This is a genomic window from Methylomonas sp. LL1 (genome assembly GCF_015711015.1).
Classification (GTDB): Bacteria; Pseudomonadota; Gammaproteobacteria; order Methylococcales; family Methylomonadaceae; genus Methylomonas.
Genome location: NZ_CP064653.1, coordinates 1,809,027 through 1,834,335 on the forward strand (window position 1 = coordinate 1,809,027; position 25,309 = coordinate 1,834,335).

General features: G+C 54.9%; 10 protein-coding genes. 8 read left to right on the forward strand and 2 right to left on the reverse strand.

Going from position 1 to position 25,309, the window contains the following annotated elements; genetic code table 11:
* Positions 1–106 precede the first annotated feature (106 nt).
* The 6 genes from IVG45_RS08505 to glgX all read left to right on the forward strand — a co-directional run bounded on the left by IVG45_RS08505 (position 107) and on the right by glgX (position 17,003).
* Positions 107–5,239 (forward strand): trifunctional serine/threonine-protein kinase/ATP-binding protein/sensor histidine kinase, encoded by a 5,133-nt coding sequence (locus tag IVG45_RS08505; protein ID WP_196437400.1) that lies wholly within the window; start codon positions 107–109, stop codon positions 5,237–5,239.
* A 65-nt stretch (positions 5,240–5,304) separates the two neighbouring features.
* Positions 5,305–6,006, forward strand: a complete 702-nt coding sequence (locus IVG45_RS08510) for a response regulator (protein ID WP_196437401.1) — start codon at positions 5,305–5,307, stop codon at positions 6,004–6,006.
* Positions 6,007–6,023: 17 nt separating this feature from the next.
* On the forward strand, positions 6,024–8,438 hold the full coding sequence (locus IVG45_RS08515) for a sensor domain-containing protein (RefSeq protein WP_196437402.1): 2,415 nt from the start codon (positions 6,024–6,026) through the stop codon (positions 8,436–8,438).
* Between the two features lie 55 nt (positions 8,439–8,493).
* Positions 8,494–9,159 (forward strand): ribulose-phosphate 3-epimerase, encoded by a 666-nt coding sequence (gene rpe / locus IVG45_RS08520; RefSeq protein ID WP_196437403.1) that lies wholly within the window; start codon positions 8,494–8,496, stop codon positions 9,157–9,159.
* A gap of 70 nt (positions 9,160–9,229) precedes the next feature.
* The gene (locus tag IVG45_RS08525; RefSeq protein WP_196437404.1) at positions 9,230–14,407 is read left to right on the forward strand and encodes a RecQ family ATP-dependent DNA helicase; all 5,178 of its coding nucleotides are present in this window, start codon (positions 9,230–9,232) and stop codon (positions 14,405–14,407) included.
* A gap of 532 nt (positions 14,408–14,939) precedes the next feature.
* Complete coding sequence (gene glgX / locus IVG45_RS08530; protein ID WP_196437405.1) at positions 14,940–17,003, forward strand: glycogen debranching protein GlgX; 2,064 nt, start codon at positions 14,940–14,942, stop codon at positions 17,001–17,003.
* 155 nt (positions 17,004–17,158) lie between these two features.
* Here glgX and IVG45_RS08535 read toward each other — a convergent pair whose 3' ends face one another.
* Positions 17,159–20,053, reverse strand: coding sequence for an AAA family ATPase (locus tag IVG45_RS08535; RefSeq protein ID WP_196437406.1), 2,895 nt, complete (start codon positions 20,051–20,053; stop codon positions 17,159–17,161).
* A gap of 493 nt (positions 20,054–20,546) precedes the next feature.
* On the opposite strand from IVG45_RS08535, the gene IVG45_RS08540 reads away from it, so the two are divergent.
* Positions 20,547–21,083: a hypothetical protein gene (locus IVG45_RS08540; RefSeq protein WP_196437407.1), complete on the forward strand. Its 537-nt coding sequence runs from the start codon at positions 20,547–20,549 to the stop codon at positions 21,081–21,083.
* 176 nt (positions 21,084–21,259) lie between these two features.
* On the opposite strand, the gene IVG45_RS08545 is transcribed toward IVG45_RS08540, so the two are convergent.
* A complete protein-coding gene (locus IVG45_RS08545) occupies positions 21,260–24,184 on the reverse strand; it encodes an AAA family ATPase (RefSeq protein ID WP_196437408.1) in 2,925 nt (974 codons plus the stop codon).
* Positions 24,185–24,562: 378 nt separating this feature from the next.
* Between IVG45_RS08545 and IVG45_RS08550 the strand changes: the two genes are divergently transcribed.
* Entirely contained in the window at positions 24,563–25,297 is a 735-nt protein-coding gene (locus tag IVG45_RS08550; protein ID WP_196437409.1) for a VPLPA-CTERM sorting domain-containing protein, read from the forward strand.
* Positions 25,298–25,309 lie beyond the last annotated feature (12 nt).

A 25,309-nucleotide genomic window follows, 5' to 3' on the forward strand; every position in this document is an offset into this window, starting at 1 on the left:
TAAGGTCAACAAAGTCCGGATTATAAATCAGTGTTAACGCTGGTTTTGCCGGAAAATTCGCTTTACTATGCCAGACATAGTCGGCATCCCAAGGCGTTTTTTTCAGATGATTGATATAACAACAAAAAATTTGCAATTGCTGGACGCGCCCCGCCTAGACAGCTACGTCTTAACCGAAAAGCTGGGGGAAAGCTTGCAAGCCCAGGTGTATAAGGGTTTCCATAATCATGTCCCCGATTACCCGTTGGTGATCAAATGCCTGAAATTGCTCTCCAGCTGGGAAGATCAATCCCGCCACCTGCGCCAAAAAATCGAACGCTTGAAAGTATTACATGATCCGCGGGTCTGCACCCCACTGGCTCTGGAAAGCAGCGAAGACCATCATTTCATCGTCCAACCCTGGTTTGCCGGCCATACCCTCAATCACTGGGCTGGCCAACAACAAACCATCAAATTCGGCGATTTCTTCACCCTGGCCTGCACGCTGGCCGACACCTTGCAGGCCGTGCATGATGCCGGCATCACCCATGGCGGCATCAAGCCGCATAATATTCTGGTACAAGCGGACAGTTTGAATTTACGCCTGACCGACTTCATCACCCCGCTGGATATCCGCGATGTCAGCCATTTCATTTACGACCCGGAATTTGTCCGCAACACCCTGGCCTATACCTCGCCGGAACAGACCGGCCGCATCAACTATCGGGTGGATTTTTCCACCGATTTATATTCGCTGGGCATTGTGTTTTACGAACTGTTGACCGGCCGTTTGCCGTTTTTTTCGACCGACCCGTTGGAATTGATCCATTCGCATCTGGCCGAGGAAGCCCGCAAGGCCGACAACATCAACCCGGACATACCGCATACTCTGGCTGAAATCATCGCTAAACTGACCCTGAAACAACCTGAAAAACGCTACCAAAGCGCGTCCGGACTGTTGGCGGATTTACTGCGTTGCCAGACTGAATACGCCAAAACCGGTGGTATATCCAATTTCAGTATTTGCCAACACGATAGAACCCGGCGGGTGATCTTTATCTCCAAAATGGTGGGCCGGCAAACCGAAAGCGAATTGATCCATCAGCAATACCAGCAGGTCATGCAGGGCCGTTTCCGGTCGATTTTCATATCGGGTCTGTCCGGCATCGGTAAAACCCGCTTGATTCAGGAGCTGCAAAAACCGCTGGTCAAAAACCGCGGCTATTTCACCTCCGGCAAATTCGATCAATATCAAAAAAACATCCCATATAGCTCATTGCTTCAAGCCCTGCGCAACCTGATCCGCACCTTTCTGACCGAGAGCGACGACCAGGTAGCGCAATGGCGCGGCAAGATCCTGGAAGCGGTGGAAAATAACGGCGGCGTAATTTGCGACGTGGTGCCGGAACTGGAATTCATTATCGGCCCGCAACCGGAACCGATGCACTTGCCGCCGGTAGAGGCCCGCAACCGTTTCAACAATTTGTTCGGCCGCTTTCTGGCTTGCCTGGCCAGCGAAAACAATCCGCTGGTCCTGTTTATCGACGATTTGCAATGGTGCGATACCGCCACCTTCGATTTCCTGCAAAACCTGTTTACCAACCATCATGAACACCCCTATCTGTTTTTCATGGGCGCGTATCGGCACAACGAAGTCGATAGCGCCCACCCGTTAACCAAACTGATTCGATCTGTACGGGAAAACGAGGGGCCACTGGCCGAAATCCGTCTGGAAGCACTCAGCGACAGTGATTGCCATGAAATGGTGGCCTATATTCTGGACTCGGAATTGAACACCACCGCCCATCTGGCCAACTTCATTGCCCACCTGACCGAAGGCAACCCGCTGTTCGTCAGCGAAAGTCTGGCTTGGCTGTATAACGAAGGTCTGCTCAGTACCGATGCCGAGCTACATTGGACCTGGGACATGAACCGCATCCGCGACACCCAGATGCCGGCCAGCGTGGTTGAGTTATTCAGCACCAAAGTGCGTAAATTGCCGTTCAAAACCTTGCATATCCTGAACCACTGCGCCTGCATGGGTAACCGCTTCACGATAGACGATGTGGCCTTGGTGATGGACAGACGCATCGAACAGCTATTCGAAGACCTGAAGCCGGTGCTCAGTCTAAGCCTGTTGCTGGAGAACAAATCCGATCTGCAATTCGTCCATGACCGGGTCCAAGAAGCCGTTTTGCGTCAAATTGATCCTAAAACCCGGCCTAAAATTCACTGGCGCATCGGCAATCGCTTGCTACAGCCGGTGCCTACCGGCACCAACCTGGAAAGCCTGGATAATTTATTCACCATCACCGCCCACCTGAATCAAGGTTGTCCGAACAAATTGGACGCCGAAACCGTTTACTGGTTGGTCGACATCAACTTTCATGCCGGCAACAAGGCGCTGGATGCGCTGGCCGGCGAAGCCGCCAACGAATTTTTTCTGAAGGCGCACGATTACCTGCCGGCCGATTGCTGGGAGCAGGATTACGATCTCAGTTTCAGGATTTATCAACGCCTGGCGAAAACCAATCTGATGTGCGGACGCTACGAACATTCGGAACAGTTGTTGAACCACTTGATCGAGCACGCCATCAGCGACCTGGATAAAGCCGAAGCCTTGGCCGAGCAAACCACCTCGCTATCTTCCTTCGGCAATTTCAACCAGGCCATCCTGACCGCCAACCGGGGCCTGGCTTATTTCGACAAATCCATTCCGGACGATCCGGAACTAGCCGAGCAACGCATGCAACATCTGATGGCTCAAATCAGCCAACAAGGCGACGTCTGGAGCAAAATCCTGCAAATGCCGTTCACCGAGGAACGTAAAAGCAAAATCGAGTTGGCCTTTTACAGCGAACTGATTCCGGATTTATATATGTGCGGCCTGGTGCCGCAACTGTATTTGTCGGCCGCGCAATCGACCCTGCACTGCCTGACCGGCGGCATGGACGAATCGGTGATTTATTCATTTTCGATCATGGGCCTGAACCTGGGCGAACAAGGCCAATTCGAGCAGGCCTTTCGTTATCAGGATCTGGCGCACGACCTATGCGCCAAATATCCCAACACCTTCGGCGCCACCCGAGGCATGAACGGCATCGTCTGGTGCAATATGCACTCGCGCAGCCACCCGGCGGAAATCGTCGATTACGCCCATAAATCGATACAATGCGGCAAAAATTGCGGCGATTTGTATAACGCCGGTTTGTCCTACGGACCGTTGATGTGGAATCTGCAAGTACAGGGCAAAAACTTGCGCTGGATTGAAGAAGCCGCCGAGGAATGCCTGCAGTTTTCCCGCAAGAATCAATTGTCGTTTTCGGTCGGTCTGGCCGAAGCGGTACTGGCCGGCTGGGTGCAACCGATGAAACCCGATTACCAGCCAGTTGACATGGACGAAACCTTAAGGAGTTGGGCCGACGACAATTACGTTTCAGCCTCCGGCAGCTATTTTGCGTTGCTCGGCTTTGCCCAATACTATCGCGGCGAATACACCGAGGCCGCGCACTCGCTGCAAGCGGTCGAGCAGTATTTGCATGGACTGACCGATAACGTGCTGAAACGCATGTGGTATGTATTCAGGGTGCTGAATCGCTTACGCCTGCCGGAAAAAATGACTTGGCCGGAAATCGAGGCCGAAATCAGCCCGCTAGTGGATAAACTGGAAACCTGGGCGGCGCTAGGCCCGTTGCTGAAACCCTATCTGGCCTTGATCCGGGCCGAAATCGCCTTGTGCCGCGCCGATTACCGCGAAGCGCGCAATCTGTATCTGGACGCTATCGCGCTAGCCGTTGCCCAAAACTACGGCCTGCTGACCGGCCACTTATATCAGATTCTGGCGGAATTATTAACCGCGCAACAATTGGGCGACGCGGAACTGTATTACGGCGAAGCCCGCCGCATCTACCGCCTGTGCCGCGCCGATGCCAAAAACAACCTACTGCAAGCCCACCATCAATATGTCAGCCCGGAAACCGGCGCTCGCGGCAATCGGCACGATATTTCGCATGCCACCCTGCCGAGTCTGGATATCAACTATCTGATGAAATCGGCTCTGGCTCTGTCCGCCGAAATCGACCTGCCCCGCTTGATGCAAAAAATCATGGCGGTGGTTTTGGAAAGCTCGGCGGCCCAACACGGCTACTTACTAATCAAGCAAGGCGACGAATTGCTGATCGCCGCCGAGCAACATGTCGGTAAAAAGCACTCAACCGCCAAACAATACTACCCGCTGGACAAGGTGCGCGGCATTTGCCGGGCGATAGTCAATTATGTGCAACGTACCCATGAAAAAGTGGTGCTGCACGATGCCTCGCGGGAAGGCGAGTTCCAGAACGCGCCGGAAGTACAATCCCTGATGTTACGCTCCGTGCTGTGTTTGCCCGTCATCAAGCAATCGGAGTTGATCGGTCTGCTGTATCTGGAAAACCGCCTGTCGGAAGGCGTATTCACCAGCGAGAAAATCAGCATGACCGAGTTATTGACCGCGCAAGCCGCGATTTCGCTGGAAAATGCCAAACTGCTGGAACAAACCCGTCTGGCCTATCTGCAATTGCAGGAAAACCAGGAACACATGCTGCAAATGGAAAAACTGTCGGCCATCGGCACCTTGGTCGGCGGCGTGGCGCATGAAATCAACAACCCCTTGATGGGGGTGATGAATTTTGTCGAATTCGTGGCCGACCGCAGTGAAGACCCCAAAGCCAAGGAAATTCTGAATCAGGCCTTGCAGCAGATCCAGCGCATTAAAAAAATCGTATCCAATATGCTGGTATTCATGCGCACCAAATCCACGCCGACCGGCAATTGTTCGTTGGAACTGGTACTGGAGCAAACCCTGCTGTTACTGGAAGGCGAACTGCGCAAGTCCGCCATCAGCGTGCATACCGATCTACCGGAAAACCTGCCCGCCATCGTCTGCTCGGCCGAAAGCCTGCAGCAAATTCTGGTCAATCTGTTGATCAACGCGCGGGATGCCTTGGCGGGCATCGAACAACCGCAAATCAATATTATCGGTCATACTATAGACAAAACGTTAGAGCTCTGGATCATGGATAACGGCCCCGGCATCAGCGAGGAAATCCAAAGCCGCATGTTCGATCCGTTTTTCACCACCAAGGCGCCGGGCAAGGGTACCGGCCTGGGATTATCGGTAACCCGCCGGCTGATCCAGGACAGCGGCGGCTCGATCACCGTGGAAAGCAAGCCGGGAGAAGGTTGCCGGATTCGGATGAATTTCCATATTTTAGATAGCTAATTTCCACGGTTCTCAGCATAATTGTTAGACCTTTCCATTCTTCAAACAAAAGTTAGAGACAAAGCATGCTAAATAATATTTTGGTGATAGATGACGATCCCGCTGTTCGGGGCGCATTCAAGCTTATTTTGGAAGAAGACGGTTACGTTGTTCGCGAAGCCGAGAACGGCGAGCAGGGCATTGAAATGATTCAGGACATGCGTCCCGATTTGATATTTCTGGATCTGCGCATGCCCGGCATTGACGGCGTGGAAACCCTGCGACGCCTGAAGGCGCTGGACGAGAGCCTGAATGTCTATATCGTTACCGCGTTTGCCTCCGAGTTTATGGATCAACTGAAAGGCGCCCATGACGAGGGCCTGCAGTTCGAACTGGCCAGCAAACCGCTATCGGCCTCGCAAATCCGCAACATCGCCCAGATCGTACATGTGTCCAAGGTCAATGAATCGCGCCGGGCCTCGCACCACAAACTGGTGCTAACCCTGTACGTGGTTTCGTTAAGCCCGGAAACCCGCCGTCTGGTCGAACAAATCAGCGCGGTATTGGCCGGCATTTACGAGCCCGGCCACTGGGTATTCGACGTGGTGGAAGTGCTAGGCATGCCGGAAAAAGCCCTGGAAAAGGAAATTTTCGCCACGCCGATGCTGGTGCGCGACATTCCCGAACCGGTGTTGAAATTACTGGGCGATTTATCGCGGATGTCATCGGTAATGGCGGCGATTACCACCCAAACCTCCGGCACCGGCGTGCAAACCATCATTATCTAAATCCTAGCCAGTAACCGATGTCCGATTCCCTGGAAAAACTCAACCTGATACTGGACACCATCACCGACGGCATCCTGGTTGTGGACCTACTGGGCACGGTGCTCTACGCCAATCAAGCCGCCATCCAATTACTGGAGCGGGAAGCTATCGTCGGCCAATCCCTGGCGATTCCGATCAACCCCAGCCCAGGCAAACCGCAGGACATTAATCTGATTCGCCACAGCGGCTTTGCCTGGGCCGAGATGCGTTCAGCCTCTTTCGAATGGGAAGGCGCGCCGGCTTATGTGATCGGCCTACACGACATCACGGCCCGGAAACAGGCCGAACTCGCGTTGCAACAAAGCGAGGCCTTGTTTCAAACCTTGGCCAGACTGGCTCCGGTCGGCATCTTCAAGACCGACCCGGCCGGCAACTGCGAATACGTCAATCAACGCTGGTCGGACATCAGCGGCATGGAAGCCGAAGCCGCCCACGGCGACGGCTGGATAGAGGCCATTCTTGTCGACGACCGGCAACGGGTATCCCAGGAATGGCAAAGCGCCATCCAAAACCAAACCGCGTTTAGCAGCCAATACCGCTTTCAACATCGCAACGGTCCGTTTCATTGGGTGATAGGCAGCGCCACGCCCGAATACGATAGCAACCGGCAATTGCTGGGATACGTCGGCACCGTCACCGATATTACCGACATCAAACGTAACGAGGCCCATCTGCGTCAGGCCGCCGCCGTATTCGAATCCACCCGTGAAGGCGTGATGATTACCGATGCCCAGCTATGCATCCAAATGGTGAACCGGGCTTTCAGCGAAATCACCGGTTACAGCCAATTCGAGTCGTTGGGTAAAACCGCCGCGCTGCTACGCTCCGGCCGCCATCCCCAGGATTTTTACACCAGCATGTGGTCGGAGATCGCCAATACCGGCCATTGGCAGGGTGAAATCTGGAACCGGCGTAAAAACGGCGAAATATATCCGCAATTGTTGAGTATCAGCACGGTTAAAAACCAGGCCGGCGAAGTCTGCAATTACGTCGGGGTATTCGCCGACATCACTAAACTGAAAGCCTCGGAAAAGGAGCTGGAATTTCTGGCCCATCACGATCCCTTGACTAACCTGCCCAACCGCATGCTGTTCATGTCGCGCTTGCAACACAGCATCGACCAAGCCAGCCGGCAAGTCGCCAAACTGGCGGTTTTGATGCTGGATCTGGACCGTTTCAAGGATGTTAACGACAGCTTCGGCCACTTGGCCGGCGACGACCTGCTGCAGATGGTTGCCGAGCGTCTAACCTCGCGCTTGCGGGCATCGGATACCATTTGCCGCCAGGGAGGCGATGAGTTTGTAATCTTACTGGAAGACATGAATCAACCGGAATCCGCCGCCCGGATTGCCAGCGAAATCATTGCCGCGCTGAACGAACCCTGGCTGCTGGCCACCGGCAACGAAGTCCGCATCGGGGTCAGTATCGGCATTGCTCTGTTTCCCGATCATGGCGCCGCCGCCGTGGAACTGATTCAACACGCCGACTCCGCCTTGTATCAAGCCAAAAACGAGGGCCGCAATTGTTTTAAATACTTCTCCGAGGAATTGACCATCGCCGCTCGCGAGCGGATCGAAATCGAGTTCCGCCTGCGCCAAGCGCTGGAAAAAGCCGAATTACGCGTATTCTTTCAACCGCAGCTGAAAATGGACAACAGCCGGATCGTTGGGGCGGAGGCTCTGATACGCTGGCAAACCGCCGGCGGCGAAATAATTCCCCCCAACCGTTTTATTCCGATAGCCGAAGAAACCGGCCTGATTAGCATCATCGGCAACTGGGTACTAAAAGAGACCTGCCGCCAAGGCAAACAATGGCTGGATGCCGGCCTGCCGCCGCTACGCTTGGCGGTCAACCTGTCACCGCAACAATTTCTGCACTGCGACATCTGCGACGTGGTCGCCAACACCTTGGCGGAAACCGGCTTTCCGGCTCATCTGCTGGAATTGGAATTGACCGAAAGCGCTTTGATGAAACGGGAAAAGGAAGCGATCGGCATTTTGAACCGCTTGAATGCACTAGGCGTTCATCTGGCTATCGACGATTTCGGCACCGGCTATTCCTCGCTGGCCTATCTGAAAGCCTTTCCGCTGGATGTATTAAAAATCGACAGGAGTTTTATCGAAGACATCCCCAAGCACCGCGACGACATGGAAATCACCGCCACCATCATTGCGATGGCCAAAACGCTCCGCATGCGAGTCATTGCCGAAGGGGTGGAAACCGCCGAACAAATGGCCTTTCTGCAAAAACGCGGCTGCGACTTCTACCAAGGCTTTTATATCAGCCCTCCCCTAGCACCCGCCGAGTTTGAAAGTTTCCTAAACCACTATATTCCGCCTCAAACCGAACTCAAACATTTGCCGGTCTCGTTGCTGGCCAACACGGGGTTTTAGCGTAACGCCGGAAAAAAAGTATAATGCTCTGTTTTTAACCAACGAGGACCAGAAAATGGCTGACTTAATTGCACCTTCCATTCTCTCCGCTGATTTCGCGCGCTTGGGCGAGGAAGTGGTGAATGTTTTAAATGCCGGCGCGGATATCGTGCATTTCGATGTAATGGACAACCATTTTGTACCTAACCTGACAATTGGTCCCCTGGTCTGCGAAGCTCTGCGCAAACACGGCATTACCGCGCCGATCGACGTACATTTGATGATAGATCCGGTCGACCGCATCATTCCGGATTTCGCCAAGGCCGGTGCCACTTACATCACCTTCCACCCCGAAGCATCCCGTCATATCGATCGCTCCTTGCAAATGATCAAGGATCTGGGCTGCAAGACCGGCCTGGTCTTCAACCCGGCCACACCGCTGCATCACCTGGACCATGTAATGGACAAGCTGGACATGATTTTGTTGATGTCGGTTAACCCCGGTTTCGGCGGCCAATCCTTCCTGCCGTCGGCCCTGCCAAAACTGCGCGAAGTCAGAAGACGCATCGACGAAAGCGGTTTCGACATTCGCCTGGAAATCGACGGCGGCGTAAACACCGCCAATATCCGCGAAATCAAAGCCGCCGGTGCCGATACCTTTGTTGCCGGTTCCGCTATCTTCGGCAAACCCGACTACAAAGCGGTGATAGCCGAAATGCGCGCGGAAATAGCTAAAGCCTAATTAGCGCTATACCGCTTCGGCTATACCCGCCGAAGCGGCTTTTCTTCCCGCCTGACTAGCCGCAACATCCATGGACTGGCAAAGTTTTATAAACCGCTGTTGCAGTCTGGATCTGGAAACCAACGAAAACGGCGACATCTTCGCTATCGCCGCCCAGTTTAGCAACCAGACCTTTCAACGCCGGGCGCCTTTCGACATCCACCAAACTCTGAGAGAACTGGATGCCTTCGCCGCCGACGCCGATTTTCTGCTCGGACACAATCTCCTGCTGCACGACCTGCCTGTCTGCCGGGCGCTGAAACCCGATCTGGCATGCCTGAATAAAATGGTAGTCGATACCTTATTCCTGTCACCCTTGGCCTTCCCGGAAAATCCTTATCACCGTCTAGTGAAAAACTATAGATTGGTTCGCGACGGTCTAAGCGACCCATTACTCGACGCCAAACTGGCGGAATCACTGTTTCAGGATCAATGGATAGCATTGCAAGACCAACAACAGCATTGCGACATCCTGTCGTTTTATCACTACGCGTTTTCCGGTGACGCACAATATTCCGGCCTGCAACAGACATTTATCGATCTGGGCGCCGGCGCCATCAACGCTTCGCGGGCCTTCGATTTATTTAAGCAACTCAGCCGCGACCAGGTCTGCGAAACCGCCTTTAACAAAGTCATCCTGACCTATCTGCCCGATCCGCATAAACGCCCTGCTTTAGCTTATAGCCTGGCATGGCTGCGGGTGGCGGGTGGTAATTCGGTATTGCCACCCTGGGTACGCCAAACCTTTCAGGATGTCGCCCCGGCCTTGAGCCAGTTGCGCGACATCCCCTGTGGCAAGCCCGCTTGCAACTATTGCCGGCAAATCCACGATCCGGTGACTCAATTGACTCGCTATTTCGGTTTTCCAGCCTTTCGCAACGAACCGCCCGCGAGCGACGGCGGCAGTTTGCAACAACAAATCGTGCAAGCCGCCATGGCTGACACACCATTATTCGCGGTATTGCCCACCGGCGGCGGCAAATCCTTGTGCTTTCAATTACCGGCCCTGGTGCGTTATCAACGCCGCGGAGTGCTGACCATCGTGATTTCGCCGTTGCAGGCCTTGATGAAAGATCAGGTCGACAACTTGCGCAATAAGACCGGCGCCCCCAGCGCCGCCGCGTTGTACGGCATGCTGACGCCACCGGAGCGCGGCGAGGTATTGAAAGCCATTCAAATGGGCGACATCGCCATTTTGTATGTTTCGCCGGAACAACTGCGCAATGCCGGCTTCCGCAAAGCCATCGCCCAGCGTGAAATCGGTTGCTGGGTGTTCGACGAGGCCCATTGTTTATCCAAATGGGGTCACGATTTTCGGCCGGATTATCTGTACGCCGCGCGCTTCATTCAGGAGTTCGCCGCCAAACAAAATGCCATGCTGCCGCCGGTGCAATGCTTCACTGCCACCGCCAAACAAGACGTCCGGGATGAAATCATCGACTACTTCCGCGCCCATCTGGCCCAGGAGTTAGCGTTATTCGAAGGTGGTGTCGAGCGCAACAATCTGCAATTCGAGGTGCAAACCGTCGGCGGCAACGAAAAATACGCCCGCATTCAGCAACTGCTCGACGAACGGCTGACAAACAGCGAAGGCAGCGCCATTGTCTACTGCTCTACAAAAAAACATACCGAGGAAGTGGCCGAGTTCCTTCAGCATCAGAACTGGTCCGCGGCGGCTTTTCATGCCGGCAAGGACGCGGCGGAAAAACGCCATGTACAGGAAAGCTTCGTCGACGGCAGTATCCGCGTCATTGCCGCCACCAACGCCTTCGGCATGGGCATAGACAAGGAAAACGTTCGACTGGTGATACACGCCGACATCCCCGGCTCGCTGGAAAACTATCTGCAAGAAGCCGGCCGGGCCGGCCGCGACCGGGAAGCCGCCGAATGCGTATTGCTGTTCGACGAGCACGACATCGAAACCCAATTCAAACTGTCCGCGCTATCGCAAGTCGACCAGCGCGACATCGCTCAGATTCTGCGCGGTTTACGCCGCAGCAAAAAAGACCGGGACGGCAATGTCGTCATCACCAGCGGCGAGATCCTACAGGACGATAACGTCCAAACCTCCTTCGACAGCGACGACCGCAACGCCGCCACCAAGATCATCACGGCGGTATCCTGGCTGGAGCGGGCCGGCTTTATCGAACGCAACGAAAACCGCACCCAGGTGTTTCAAGGCCGGCCTCTAGTGAAAAACCTGGAACAGGCCAAAGCCAAAATCGCCAAACTGGATTTATCCGAACGCCAGCAAAAACGCTGGTTGGCGATACTGGAAGAATTGTTCAACGCCGACAGCGACGAAGGCTTCAGCGCCGACGACTTGGCTTTGCTGGGCGAATTCGCCACTACCGAGCAGGATAAGCTCGGTGAAACCGCCAGTCAGCGGGTAATTCGCACCCTGTACGATATGACCTCCCAAGGCCTGATCCAGCAAAATCTGCTGCTCACCGCCTTCGTGCGCTACAAAATCGCCGATTCATCATTGATCCGGCTGGAAAAAATCTGTCCGCTGGAACTAGCCATGATTGAGGCGATGCGTGAGCAGGCCCCGGATGCCGCCGACGACGCTTGGCAAACCCTGTCGTTGCGGCACATCAATCAACATTTATTGGACAACGGCTACAGCCTCAGCAATCCGGAAGTGCTGAGACTGCTGTTGAACAGTCTGGCTCGCGACGGTCTCGGCTTGGCCGGCAACAAAGGCAGCCTGACTCTGCGCCATCGCGGCCTGGATCAATACGCCGTCAAACTGAATCGCGGCTGGAAGGCCTTGATCGGCACCGCCGAGAAACGTCAAGCCATCGCCAAGATCGCCTTGGACCGTATCCTGGCTAATATCCCACCGGATACCAAAGCCGGCGCCGACCTGCTGGTGGAATTTTCCGCCGAACAATTGATGGCGGAGCTGCGGCAGGATTTGGTTGCAGCGGCCGAGGTCAAAGATCACCTGGCCGCGGTGGAGCGGGCGCTGAATTTCCTGCACGAGCAAAAAGTCATTACCTTGCAACAAGGCTTGGCGGTATTTCGGCAGGCGATGACGATACGGGTGCTACCGGAAGCCAAATCCCGCCGCTACGGCAAGGGCGACTACCAACCACTGTCACAGCATTACGGCGAGCGGGTATTTCAAATCCATGTGATGAACGAATATGCCCGCCGTGGGCTGGAAAAAATCGGCCAGGCCCTGGCCTTTGTGGTGGCCTACTTTGCAATGGATAAGACCGAATTCGTCAAACGCTATTTCGCCGACCGCCGCGAAGTGCTGGAGCGCGCCACCAGCCAGCAATCGTTTCAACGCATCGTCTCGGATTTGCAAAATCCGGAACAAATCGCCTTGGTGGCGGGACCGGAAGACAAAAACATGCTGATTTTGGCCGGCCCCGGCTCCGGCAAGACAAGGGTAGTGGTGCATCGCTGTGCTTATCTGTTGCGGGTCAAACGAGTGCCGGCCCGCAGTATTTTGGTGTTATGTTTCAACCGCAACGCCGCCACCGAACTGCGCCGCCGGCTAAGCGATTTAGCGGGCGACGACAGCAAAGGCGTCACCATTCAAACCTATCACGGCCTGGCCTTGCGGTTAACCGGCCACACCTTGAACAATAACGGCGAGCCAATCGAGCTGGCCTTCTCCGGCATTATCGAAGAAGCCATCAAACTATTACAAGGCGACCAATCGCTATTAGGTTTGGAGGCCGACGAAAGCCGCGACCGGCTACTGGCCGGCTACCGCCATATCCTGGTCGACGAATACCAGGACATCAACGATCAGCAATACCGGCTGGTTTCCGCCATCGCGGGCCGCACCTCGGACGACGACGCCAAACTGACCATCCTGGCCGTGGGTGATGACGACCAGAACATCTACGAATTTAACGGCACCAATGTCGGCTTTATCAAAAAGTTCCAAAGCGATTACCAGGCCGACCTGCATTTTCTGTTGGAAAACTACCGCTCCAGCGCCCACATTATCGCCGCCGCCAACGCCCTGATCGCCCACAACCACGGCAGGATGAAACAACAGCAACCCATCCGTATCAACCGCCAGCGTAAAAATCTGGAGGCCGGTGGCCGATGGCGGCATCTGGATACCTTGGCGCGCGGCCGGGTCCAGCAAATCCAGGTAGCCAACGAAGCCAGCCAGGCAATGACGCTGGTGCTGGAACTGCGGCGCATGAGACAACTCGATACTCGGCTAGACTGGTCGCAATGCGCGGTGCTGGCCCGTGAATGGCGACTGTTGGATCCGGTGAGAGCCGAATTGGAGCGGCACGATATTCCGCTCAGCATCCTGCTGCCCGGCGAGTTGAAACTCAACCCATTCCGCATCCGCGAGAATGCGGATGTATTGCAGGCGCTAAAACAGGCCGGCAACAGTTTGAATTCGGCCTCGTTCTGGCTGGACTATCTGGCTGATCAATATCCGGCCAGCCTCGAAAACACCTGGATCAAGCAACTTCAAACAGTATTGCTGGACTGGCAACGAGAAACCGCCGACAGCGAAGTCAGTAATCGGCAAACCCTGGATTACGTCTGCGAAATTCTGGCCGAACAACGCCGAGAACGGCGGCTAGGCAGCGGCGTACTGCTCAGCACCATGCATGCGGTAAAAGGCATGGAGTTTTCTCATGTATTGATTGCGGATGGCGGCTGGACCAAACAAAACCTGGAGGAACAACGCCGGCTATTTTATGTGGCGATGACGCGTGCAAAGGAAACCTTATGCCTCATACAACGCCTAGATCAACAAAATCCGTTTCTGAAGGAAATACAGGGCGAGCAATTACTAATCAGGCCGGCGCCGGAACTAGCAGCACAAGAGAATGCCGGTAACCGGATTTACCAAATTCTGGGTTTGCAGGACGTGGACCTAAGTTATGCCGGCAGCTTTGCTTCGCCGATCCCTATCCATCAACAGTTGGCGACGTTGATGCCTGGTAGTGTACTGGGCATGGTCGACCAGCAAGGCCAGCTAAGTTTGCAAACGAACGGCATCACAGTGGCACGCTTGTCGCGGGCAGCCCATGCCGTCTGGCGGGACAGACTACACTCGATCGAACGCATCACGGTTATCGCCATGCTCAAACGCTTTCGCGAGGATGGCAGCGCCGAATATCACAGCCGCTGTAAAGTAAACGAATGGCTAGTGCCCGTGGTGGAAGTTGTTTATCAAGATACGCCAAGCATACTGGCTAGCTCCAAGGCATAGTTCCCGCATTTCGTATTTGACTCTGCCTTATTGCCGGCTATAGTTGATGCAAACCCAATTTAACTAATATTTTTCGACCAAAATCTTTAACTTTCCAAAGCAAGATGGAACTTAGGCGATTTATGGCAATAAATGTACCCAATCCAAGCAATTTGCCGTTGACTGAGCGAACGGCACATATTTGACCTTGGCAATGGGTACAAACTTTCTCAAAAATCACCTTAGTCTGCAAAGGTTTCAGTTTGATTCTTCAACCTAACGCTCATGAAGGCCCGACATCATCCCGGCAAATGAAAGTGAGTTGGCGGACATACCCATGACTTTCACAGTAATTTATTTGTCATAGTCAATGTTCCTAATGGCGACTAAGAATTTCGTCAAAAATAACTTCCGGAAATTTTGCAGAGCACTATGGGCGAATAAATTCGCCCCTACAACAGGCTCTGATGACAACGGTAAGCGGGAAGTTAATTATTGCCGAATTCAAGTTGTTTTGATTGCTCCGCCATCTTTTTGAGGAATATTTGTAGCCATGAACCACAAGATAGCTTCCGGAAGTTCCTATCCCTTGGGCTCAACCTTGCGTCCAGGCGGCGCCAATTTCAGCGTTTACGCTAAAAACGCCACCACGGTCGAACTGCTGTTGTTCGACAGCGTGGACGCCGATGCACCTAGTCGAATCATTCCTCTTGACCCACTACGCAATCGCACCTTTCATTATTGGCATATATTCGCCCCCGACATCCAGGCCGGCCAACTCTATGCTTATCGCGTCAACGGGCCTTACAGCCCGGAACACGGCTTACGCTTCGACCCCGACAAGATGCTGCTCGACCCCTATGCGCGCGGCATTGCCGTCGGCCCTAATTACGACCGGAAGGCCGCATCCTTGCCAGGACCCAATCTGGCTTCATCCATGAAAAGCGTGGTTGTGGATTATCGCGGCTACAATTGGGAAGGCGATGCGCCGTTAAGAAAACCGTTTCGCGGCACGGTGATTTACGAAATGCATGTGCGCGGCTTTACTCGCCATCCGCAATCCGGCGTCGCCGCCTATAAACGAGGCACCTATGCCGGGTTGATCGAAAAAATTCCCTATCTGAAAGATCTCGGCGTGACGGCCGTGGAATTGCTGCCGGTGTTTCAATTCGACCCGCAGGATGCCCCACAAGGCCTAAGCAATTACTGGGGTTATTCGCCGGTGTCGTTCTTCGCGCCGCACAGCGGTTATAGTTCCGATCCATCCCCGCTTGGAACCATCGCCGAGTTCCGGGACATGGTGAAAGCCCTGCACCGCGCCGGTATCGAAATCATCCTTGATGTCGTGTTCAACCATACCGCGGAAGGCGATCATCGCGGGCCGATGCTCTGTTTCAAGGGCTTGGCCAACGATGCCTATTACATCCTCGATCCCCGCAATGGCGAATATACCAATTATGCGGGCACCGGCAACACCCTCAAGGCCAATCATTCGGTGGTACGGCGCTTGATATTGGATAGCTTGCGTTATTGGGTCACCGAAATGCATGTGGACGGATTCCGCTTCGATTTGGCATCCATTTTGTCGCGCGACGAAGACGGCCGGCCCTTTCCCAATCCGCCGATTCTTTGGGACATCGAAACCGATCCGGTACTTTCCGGCAGCAAGCTGATCGCCGAAGCCTGGGATGCAGCCGGGCTTTATCAGGTAGGCAGTTTCATCGGCGACTTCTGGAAAGAATGGAACGGCCAGTTCCGCGACGACATTCGCGCGTTTGTCCGCGCCGATCCGGGCAGCGTCACGAAATTGCCCAACCGATTGTTCGCCAGTCCCGATATTTTCGCCGACGAAAGGCGCGAGCCGGAAACCAGCGTCAACTTCATCACCTGCCACGACGGCTTTACGCTTTACGACCTGGTGTCCTATAACGGCAAGCACAATGAAGCCAACCGAGAAAATAACCGCGACGGCTGCGATAACAACTACAGTTGGAATTGCGGCGCCGAGGGGCCGAGCGACGATGACCGGATCAACACATTGCGGCAACGCCAAATCAAGAACTTCCTGACCTTGACCCTATTCGCCGCCGGCACGCCGATGCTGACCATGGGCGACGAGGCCTGCCGTACCCAACGCGGCAACAACAACGCCTATTGCCAGGATAACGAACTCAGTTGGTTCGACTGGTCGCTGCTGGACCAACATGCCGACATCCACCGCTTCGTTAAGCTGCTGATACACCTGCGCGGCTTGCTGTATACCTGGCGGGAATCCTCGGCCACGCTTAACCTGTTTTTTCAACAGTTGCATATCGAATACCACGGCATCCAGCTGAATCAACCAGACTGGGGGGCAGACTCGCACTGCCTGGCGATCCTAATCGCCAAGCTGCAGCGTCCCTATGTGATTTATTTCATTTTTAATAGTTATTGGGAGCCGCTGGAATTCGAACTTCCCGATCGGTTTCAGAAATCCCGTTTGAGTTGGGCGCGCGTTATCGACACAGCCTTACCGTCACCCAACGATTGCGTCGAAGTAGATTGCGCCGTCAGAATGGAAGAACATAAATATTACGCTCAGTCCAGATCCATTGTGATGTTACTTGCCGAGCTTTAGCTAGCTTAGTCTTATCGGTACTCCCTCCTAATTGAGAGCCGAGAATGATGTTACAACAGAGATCGAGATTGCCGGGGAAGAAGTAGCTTCAGTCGCGACTTATAAGCCTTTAATTGCTAGCCTGGTCAGGACGCAGCCTCGACACAGAAAGTACTTCAAAAGCCAGCTGTCCAAGCGGGTACGTTCTTGCCGTCGAGCAGGGCCTTAGCTTCCAGTAAATCCGGGGTGTCAAAGCCTTCAGTGAACCAGCCATAAATCCCGTTCAACAAGTTCTTCGCATCGTCTAATCGACCTTGGCTCCGCCACAGTCGAGCAAGACTGGTTGCAGCCCGCAGTTCCAGTGCCTTGGCTTGCTGACGGCGGGCAACAGCCAGGGCTTGGTGGAAGCACTTTTCCGACTCTTCTTGATCGGCACTACCGGCTTCCAACAACAACTCGCCACGCAGACGGTGAACTTCGGCTTCGTAGTAGTGTTCTCCGGGGTTCTCGACAGCCACCAAGGCCTGGCTTAATGAAGCAATACCCAATTCTGGTTCGCCATTTTTAGCCAGGGCTTCGGCGAGTTGCGACAAATAGCGCGATTCGTAGGCTCGAGAGCCGGTTGCGCGCCAGGACGTCAAGCCGTGCTGGATCAGGGAAACCCCTTCTTCGCTCTGCCCCAACAGCGCGAGCGCCCAACCGCGCATGATGGTTGTCATGGCTTGCCACAACAGGAAGCCATGTTCCGTACACAGCTGTTCCAGCATTTCGCAGTATTCAACGACTCGAGTCGGTTCCCGGCGGTCGACGTACTGCATGATGGAGGCGCCAAGGGCGACGGCCTGGGTGTATGGATGACGGATGACCTCGGCCAATCCAAGGGCCTTGTCGTAACCTGTTTTGGCTTGTTCCGCAAAGCCCATCAGCCATAGAGTCTGTGCTTCGCAAAACCAGGCGCAAACTCCTGGGTCTTGAGTATAGGTATAAAACAGTGTGTTGTGGATAGCCGAATCGTAAAGCGCAATGGCACGCCGCGCATGAGTCAAACTCGATTCCAGCTTGCCGCAGGTCAGTAATGTTGCTCCCAGCGCGACATGCGCACCAATGAGTCCCACCGTATCTCCGGCTTGTTCCGCGGTGGCCTGCATTTGGCCGGCACAATCGAGGGCGTTGCCAAGATCGATCTGCACATAATGGAATGACCACAAGCCCCACAATACTCGTAGCAGGCGCGGCGATTCTCCGCTTTGCCGTGCCAGCTCAAGCGCTCTCTCGAAAACCTTCTCGAGATCGGGCGCTCCGTAACCCTGGGTAGCCTGCAAGACCATTGCGAACAGGGGGTACATGTCTCTGCCGTAGCGGGCGTAATGCGGTAGCATCGGCTGTTGATCCTCCAACAATCTCAACCCACGCCGCAACAGTTGCGCGGTTTCATGCAGAGCATGGCGGGCGAGAGCATTCGCTGCGGCCAATTGCAGATATTTGATTCCCTTTTCCCACTCTCGTCCCCGCTCGAAATGGAGAGCGAGTTCCGCCGCCAGTTCCTCTGGACGGATGCGGGTCGACTCCAACCATTCGCCGATCTTGAGATGCAGGCGGGCGCTTTGCAGTGGCGGTAAGCGGTTATAGGCGAATTCGCGATAAAAGGCGTGGCGGAAACGATAGCGGCCAATCGACTCCGACCCTGTAATGAATAACCGCGGGCGGGCGAGAGCTTCACAGTGCTCCTCGATCTGTCTATTGCCGAGGGATAGAGCGGCTGCCAGCGTTTCCGCCGAGAACGTCATGCCGACTACGCTGGCGGCTTCCAGCGCATGCCGGCAATCGTCCGACAATCGCTCGAACTGCCGCGTCAACAGTTGTTGTACGCCATTGGGCAGCGCCGAAGTCTGCATCGCCACATCACAGTCAGTGGCTTGTTCGTTCTGCACGGTTTCGACCAGCTGCACCAGGAAAAATGGTAAGCCGCCAGTGCGGTTGTGGACGGCTCGCGCCCAATTGGAAGCCTGGTCGCGATCGGTAAGACGTTGTGCCAGGTATTCGGCGATGGCGGCTTCCGACAGCAGTTCCAACGGCAGCTCGGAGCACAGCCCTTGTATCTGTAATTCTCTCAGCACGAGCATCAAGCCATGGTCGGTGAACATCACGTCCTCGGGGCGAAAGCTGCCCAGGATCAGCCAGCGAGCCGGTTGCTTGCGCCGCGCCAGATAAGCCAGCAGGTCCAGCGTGGCGTGGTCGCTCCAGTGCAGGTCTTCAAGGACAAGGATAAGCGGTTGCTCCGCGGTGCATCGACCCAGAAATTCGCCGAATTCCCTGAGCATGCGCATCTGAGTGGTGCCAGCCAGAACCTGCTGCATCAGCGGTTGATCAGCATCGTTCAGATACCAAGGCAGTTGCGCCAGCCAGGTGGGGGCGACCTGACGTAACAGCGCGGACAGACGGGCTTCGTCATGGCGAATCAGATCATTGAGCGCCTCCAGCACCGGTAAATAAGGCTCGCCCTGGCCATATTGCTCGACACACTGGCCGCGTCCCGTCAGTACACTATGGGCGGACGACTGCAGGAAGGCCTCGATCAGCGCGGTCTTGCCTATGCCCGGCTCGCCGGTGACGAAGGCCAATTGAGGTTTTCCCAGTACGGCTTTTTCCAATAGCCGGCCAAGTTCCGCCAATGGGCCGGCCCGGTCGACCAGATCAGGAAAACTTTGTAATGCCGCCGGATGTGACGTCATGGCCGGTGTTTGCACGGCGGAGGCGGCCGTCACCTCGGCGATAAAACGATAGCCCAGGCGGTGCACGGTCTCGATGTAGAGAGGATTTTTCGGATCGTCGTCCAGCGCCTGCCTGAGCGTGGTGATGGTGTTTTTCAAGACGCCCTGGCTGACGAAGCGATGGCCCCAGACGGCGTCCAGCAGTTCGTCCTTGCCGACCAAGTTGCCGCGATGCTCGATTAGGTAAATCAGCGCCGCCAGCGCCTTGGGAGGTAGCGGCACGGTGTTCTCACCCTTCAACAGCCGGGCGCCGGCCGGTTTGAGACTGTAGGCGCCGAAGTGGAACAGCTCAATATTCATAGACCAATGCCCCGATTAAGCCGGATTCACAAAATCGACAAACGTGACCGAAACCTAACGGTTTCGTGACGACTTGTTTCAGCTGATTTTCTATTCTGAGCCCCGTTCTCGTTGCTGTAGGTATCGAACTTGACGACGAGAAAACCGAATCGCACGGCATAATAGCAGGGGAGTAAAAAATCATTGAGAGCAGTGGTTTTTTAACGGCAACGATAAGACAAGGAATACGGGAATTTTTTATTTACGCACATTCCCGGCCGTTGGCGCAACTTTAGCCGCCGCTGCCCCGAAAAATCAGAGCAGGAAAGTCGGTGAGCGATCATGGTATGAAACAGGACTGATCCATTCCTGTCCATGGTCAGCGCGTCCGTGATAGGGGGCTGAGTTTGCTGTTCTATCAAGGAATTATGGCTCTGTGTGAAATCAGGTGGGTGGCTTTCGAAGACAGGCCGAAGACTCACTGAGCTCGAAATTTAATCTATTTGAGGGGGTTATGAACACAATTTCAGAAAACATCGCTTTTGCCAAGGCAGCGATAGACTACGTCAATATCAAAATGGATATTGGCGCTTCTAATAAGGTTTGGCCAATTTCCGAATGGTGGGGCAAAGGGGCGAAGATTGCCTGCGCCGGTTCCTATCTCAACGAAGGCGAGATGCGTGTTCAAGTCAGAAAAACCTTGAAAAGCGTCAAGCAGGCTTCCGGCAAATACACTAATGAAGACGTCTTGAATTCTCAGGCGGAATGGGCAAGCCTGTATGGATGTGGAAACTGTGGGGAGCAAAGTTCAATCGCGTTTGTCTTTTTGCGCAACAAAGGTGTCCGCTCCCTTGACTGGATGCATTTTATCGATCGCGATCATGCATTTGTCATAATCAATCGGCAAGCAGCAAGCGATGAGAAAGATTATAAATCCTGGGGTGCCGACGCGGTGTTATGCGACCCATGGAAAAGCGAGGCATGCTTGGTCAGTAAATCCAGCCTCTTTTCCCCTATATTAAAAACCGAATCCTTATTTAGATTGGATTGACTAGCTCTTTTCATCCTATCGACCTTCTAATAAGGGCACCGAGCTGTTAGCGATTCCGGAGTAGGCACCGAATGAAGTTAATGGCTTCATTCGCCGAAGTAGCCGCCCTCCCCATATCATATTCGCTCACATGCCAGCCGGGGCTTCAGGAGTCAGGTATTTAGCCATCGGCAAGGTCAGGCGGCCGTCGTGTGCCGCTCGAAGTGCTCAGCGGAACAGCCGTGCACTTCGAGCAACGTCTTGGCTTCCAGCAAGTCGGGTGTGGTCCAGCCTTCCGTGAACCAGGCGTAGACGTCCCCCAGCAGCTTGCTTGCATCGTCTTCCAGGTCTAGGTCCCGCGACAGCCTAGTCAAGCCAACCGCCGCCCTTAACTCCAGAGACTTGGCACCTTGGCCACGAGCGACGGTCAGGGCTTGTTGGAAACATGACTCCGCTTCTTCAAGGGATTCATTGCCGGTCTGCAGCAACAACTCGCCCCGCAGGAGATAGACTTCGGCTTCGTAGCGACGTTCTCCGTATAGCTCGGTTTTGGCGAAGGCTTCATCCAAGGTTTTTAATCCCTCGTCGAACCGTCCGCCCATCGCATAAGCTTCGGCGAGGAGGGTCAGATAGCGAGGTTCAATCCACCGCGAGCCGGTAGCTCGCCAGGTCGCAAGCCCCTGTTCGATCAGGACGATACCGGCTTCGGCCTGGCCCAGCATCGCGATCGCCCATCCGCGCATGATGGTGGCCATGGCTTGCCACATCAGAAAGCTATGTTCCTCGGCCAATCGCTCCAAGGCTTCGCAGCGTTCCAAGACGCGCGCCGGTTCCCGGCGGTCTACGTGCTGCCAGGTCACTGCGCTGAGGGCAATGGCCAGGCTGAATGGGTGGCCGAGGTCCTCGGCCAATGCCAGCGCATCATCAAAGACGGCCATTGCTTGTTCGGGAAAGCCCTTCAGCCAAACAACCAGGCCTAGGCAATACCGCGCACAGACCCCTGGATCCTGTGTATATAGTAAAAATAAGGTGCGGTGGCTATCAGGATCGTATAACGCCAAGCATTGCTGGGCGTGGCCTAGGGCAAGATCGAGTTCGCCACGGTTCAGGTAGGTCGTGCCCAGTGCAAAATGCGCGCCTATCAATCCCGCGGTATCTTCCGCTTGTTCGGCTTCGGCCTGCATTTGGCGTGCGTAATCCAAGCTAAGTTCGAGGTTGGACCGAACGTAGTGGAAGGCCCACAGTCCCCACAGTACGCGTAGCAGGCGCTGTGTTTCCCCAAGCTGATTTACCAAGCTGAGCGCCCGAGCATAGATGGTTTCAAGACAGTCCACGCCGTAACCCTGGATGGCCTGCAGGATCATGGCGTACAGGGTGTTGAGGTCGGTGCCGTAGCGGGCGTATTCAGGCGAGCCAGTCAGTTTGTCCTCCAGCAAGGCCAGTCCGCGCCGCAATAGTTGTGCTGCCTCGTGCAGCGCATGGCGGCCCACGGCATTGCCCGCGGCCAGTTGCAGGTATTTGACGGCCTTTTCCCAGTCGCGTCCCCGTTCGAAGTGCAGCGCCAGCTCCGCAGCCAGCTCCTCGGGGCGCTTACGGGCCGATTCCAGCCACTCGCCGACATTGAGATGCAGGCGGGCGCATTGCAGAAGCGGCAGGCGGTCATAAGCGAACTTCTGATAGAAGGCGTGCCTAAAACTGTAGCGGCCCACTAATCCCGAATTTGTGGCTGGATGGATGAAGTGCCTGAGGTTTGCCAAGTTTTCGCAGTATTCCTCGGCGTCGGTATTATCGATAGCCAGTGCCGCTGCCACGGCTTCGGCCGAGAAGGTCGAGCCAGCCACGCAGGCGGCTTCCAGCACACGCCGGTAATCTTCCGACAGGCGCTCGAACTGCCGGGCCAACAGCTGTTGCACGCCCTCGGGCAGCGCCGAAGCCTGTATCGCCACGTCGCGGTCAAGGCCTTGCTCGCCCTGTAGGGTTTCGATCAACTGCACCAGGAAAAACGGCAAGCCGCCGGTTCGGCTGTGGATGGCTCGCGCCCAATTACTGGTCTGGTCGCGATCCGTAAAACGTTGTGAGAGGTATTCGCCTATGGCGGCTTCCGACAGCGGTTCCAGCGGTAAATCCGTGCAAAGCCCCTGTATTTGCAATTCCCTGAGCACGTGCTTCAAGTCATGGCCGGTGAGCATCACGTCCTCGGGTCGATAGCTGCCCAGGATCAGCCAGCGCGCCGGTTGCTTGCGCCGCGCCAGATAAGCCAAGAGGTCCAGCGTGGCGTGGTCGCTCCAGTGCAGGTCTTCCAGGACAAGGATAAGCGGTTGCTCCGCGGTGCATCGACCCAGAAATTCGCCGAACTCCCTGAGCATGCGCATCTGAGTAGTGCCGGCCATCACCTGTTGCATCAATGTTTGATCGGTTTCGTTTAGATACCAGGGCAGTTGCGCCAGCCAGGTGGGGGCGACCTGGCGTAGCAGCGCGGACAGACGGGCTTCATCATGGCGAATCAGATCATTGAGCGCCTCCAGCACCGGTAGATAAGGCTCGCCTTGGCCGTATTGCTCGACACACTGGCCGTGGCCCGTCACCACTCGATGGCTGGCCGACTGCGAAAAGGCGTCGATCAGTGCTGTCTTGCCTATGCCCGGCTCGCCGGTGACAAATGTCAATTGAGGCTCGCCCAGGATGGATTTTTCCAAAAGCCGGCCAAGTTTCGCCAATGGGCCGGCTCGGCCGACCAGAAGAGGCGGGCTATCCAAATCGGGCGCGATCGTCGCCATGGCCGGCGTTTGCATGGCGGAGGCGTGGGCGGCCCTCACCTCGGCGATGAAGCGATAGCCCAGGCGATGCACTGTCTCGATGTAGCGCGGCGTTTTCGGATCGTCGTCGAGCGCTTGTCTCAGAATCGTAACGGTGTTTTTTAATACGCCCTGGCTGACGAAACGGTGCCCCCAGACGGCGTCCAGCAATTCTTCCTTGCTGATCAAGCGGCCGTGTTGCTGTACCAGATAAATCAGAGCGGCCAGGGCCTTGGGGGGCAGGGCTACGGTGCTTTCGTTCTTCAGCAGGCGAGCACCCGCCAGATCGAGGCAGTAGGCGTCGAAGTGAAACATCTCAATATCCATAGACAGATGCTTCGATTAAGCCAGGCTCACAAAAACCAAAAACGTGACTAAAACCTGACGGTTTCGTGACGACTTGTACCTGCATTTTTCCTAACCTGTGCATCGTTCCCAGCCCCGTGTCGCGATCCAAAATAAACATTCAAGCTACCTGCCTCTTAAGGAGAATAACAAAAATGAAACCTGGTATGCACGCTCTTTCCGGGCTGCCGGCAGGATTGATGCAACGACCTTACACGATTCATTTGGCATTGAGCGGCCTGAACGCTAGGGGAGATTCGTCAACCGAGAAACGAACGACTGGGCGACAAATCAGCCTCGAATCGAGTGGCTACGAATTTCTATCATCGTTATTAATTTAATAAACCTAAGGAAAATGCAATGAAAACATCCCATCTCGCAGCCATGATTCTTGCCGCGCAAGCCATGAATACTACGGCTTCGGCGTCGGTGGTATTACCTGGTGGAACACTTGCAGATCTTGCGATTGCCGGTACGACGAGCATTTATCATGTGTTTGGTCACGCTGGCAATCCCGGTGGTGATTCCGGTTCGGATACACCAGCCATCCGGATTGACTTTAACGCGGGAGCAAATAATGTCTTTTCAATTTCCGCCACTGGATTAGTCGGTTGTTGTTCGGACAGCCCAAATATCACACCTGATGGTGGAAACTCATCGGCACACATCAGTGGCACAAACGGTTTGTCCGGAATTTTAGGTAACGCCCAAATCGCATTGGTGGGTGTTTTTACATCGGAAATTGATCCATTCGGTTCGGTTGCTCCTGTATCTCTCAGCTTCGATGCCGCCAACCCCATATCGCTCTCACCATTGCTCGCTCAGGTGTTTTATATCGGCGATGGAAAATCAGGCAAGAATAATCCCAGCGGAACTGCGTTGACATTTACCGCGCCAACCAATGCAAGCCGGCTATATCTGGGGCTTACGGATGGATGGGCGTTCAATGGCCTGCCAGGTTATTACGGCGACAATCGCGGTGCATTTACGGCGAATGTCAGTCTGGCGCCCGTACCATTACCAGCCGCTCTTCCTTTAATGCTGACAGGTTTAGGGGCGCTAGGTTTAGCCTCCCGCCGCAAGCAAGAGGCGTAAGTAATCGAGAGC

Coding starts and splice junctions, on each gene's coding strand:
- IVG45_RS08505 (WP_196437400.1), top strand. CDS start 107: ATGATTGATATAACAACAAAAAATTTGCAATTGCTGGACGCGCCCCGC.
- IVG45_RS08510 (WP_196437401.1), top strand. CDS start 5,305: ATGCTAAATAATATTTTGGTGATAGATGACGATCCCGCTGTTCGGGGC.
- IVG45_RS08515 (WP_196437402.1), top strand. CDS start 6,024: ATGTCCGATTCCCTGGAAAAACTCAACCTGATACTGGACACCATCACC.
- rpe (WP_196437403.1), top strand. CDS start 8,494: ATGGCTGACTTAATTGCACCTTCCATTCTCTCCGCTGATTTCGCGCGC.
- IVG45_RS08525 (WP_196437404.1), top strand. CDS start 9,230: ATGGACTGGCAAAGTTTTATAAACCGCTGTTGCAGTCTGGATCTGGAA.
- glgX (WP_196437405.1), top strand. CDS start 14,940: ATGAACCACAAGATAGCTTCCGGAAGTTCCTATCCCTTGGGCTCAACC.
- IVG45_RS08535 (WP_196437406.1), bottom strand. CDS start 20,053: ATGAATATTGAGCTGTTCCACTTCGGCGCCTACAGTCTCAAACCGGCC.
- IVG45_RS08540 (WP_196437407.1), top strand. CDS start 20,547: ATGAACACAATTTCAGAAAACATCGCTTTTGCCAAGGCAGCGATAGAC.
- IVG45_RS08545 (WP_196437408.1), bottom strand. CDS start 24,184: ATGGATATTGAGATGTTTCACTTCGACGCCTACTGCCTCGATCTGGCG.
- IVG45_RS08550 (WP_196437409.1), top strand. CDS start 24,563: ATGAAAACATCCCATCTCGCAGCCATGATTCTTGCCGCGCAAGCCATG.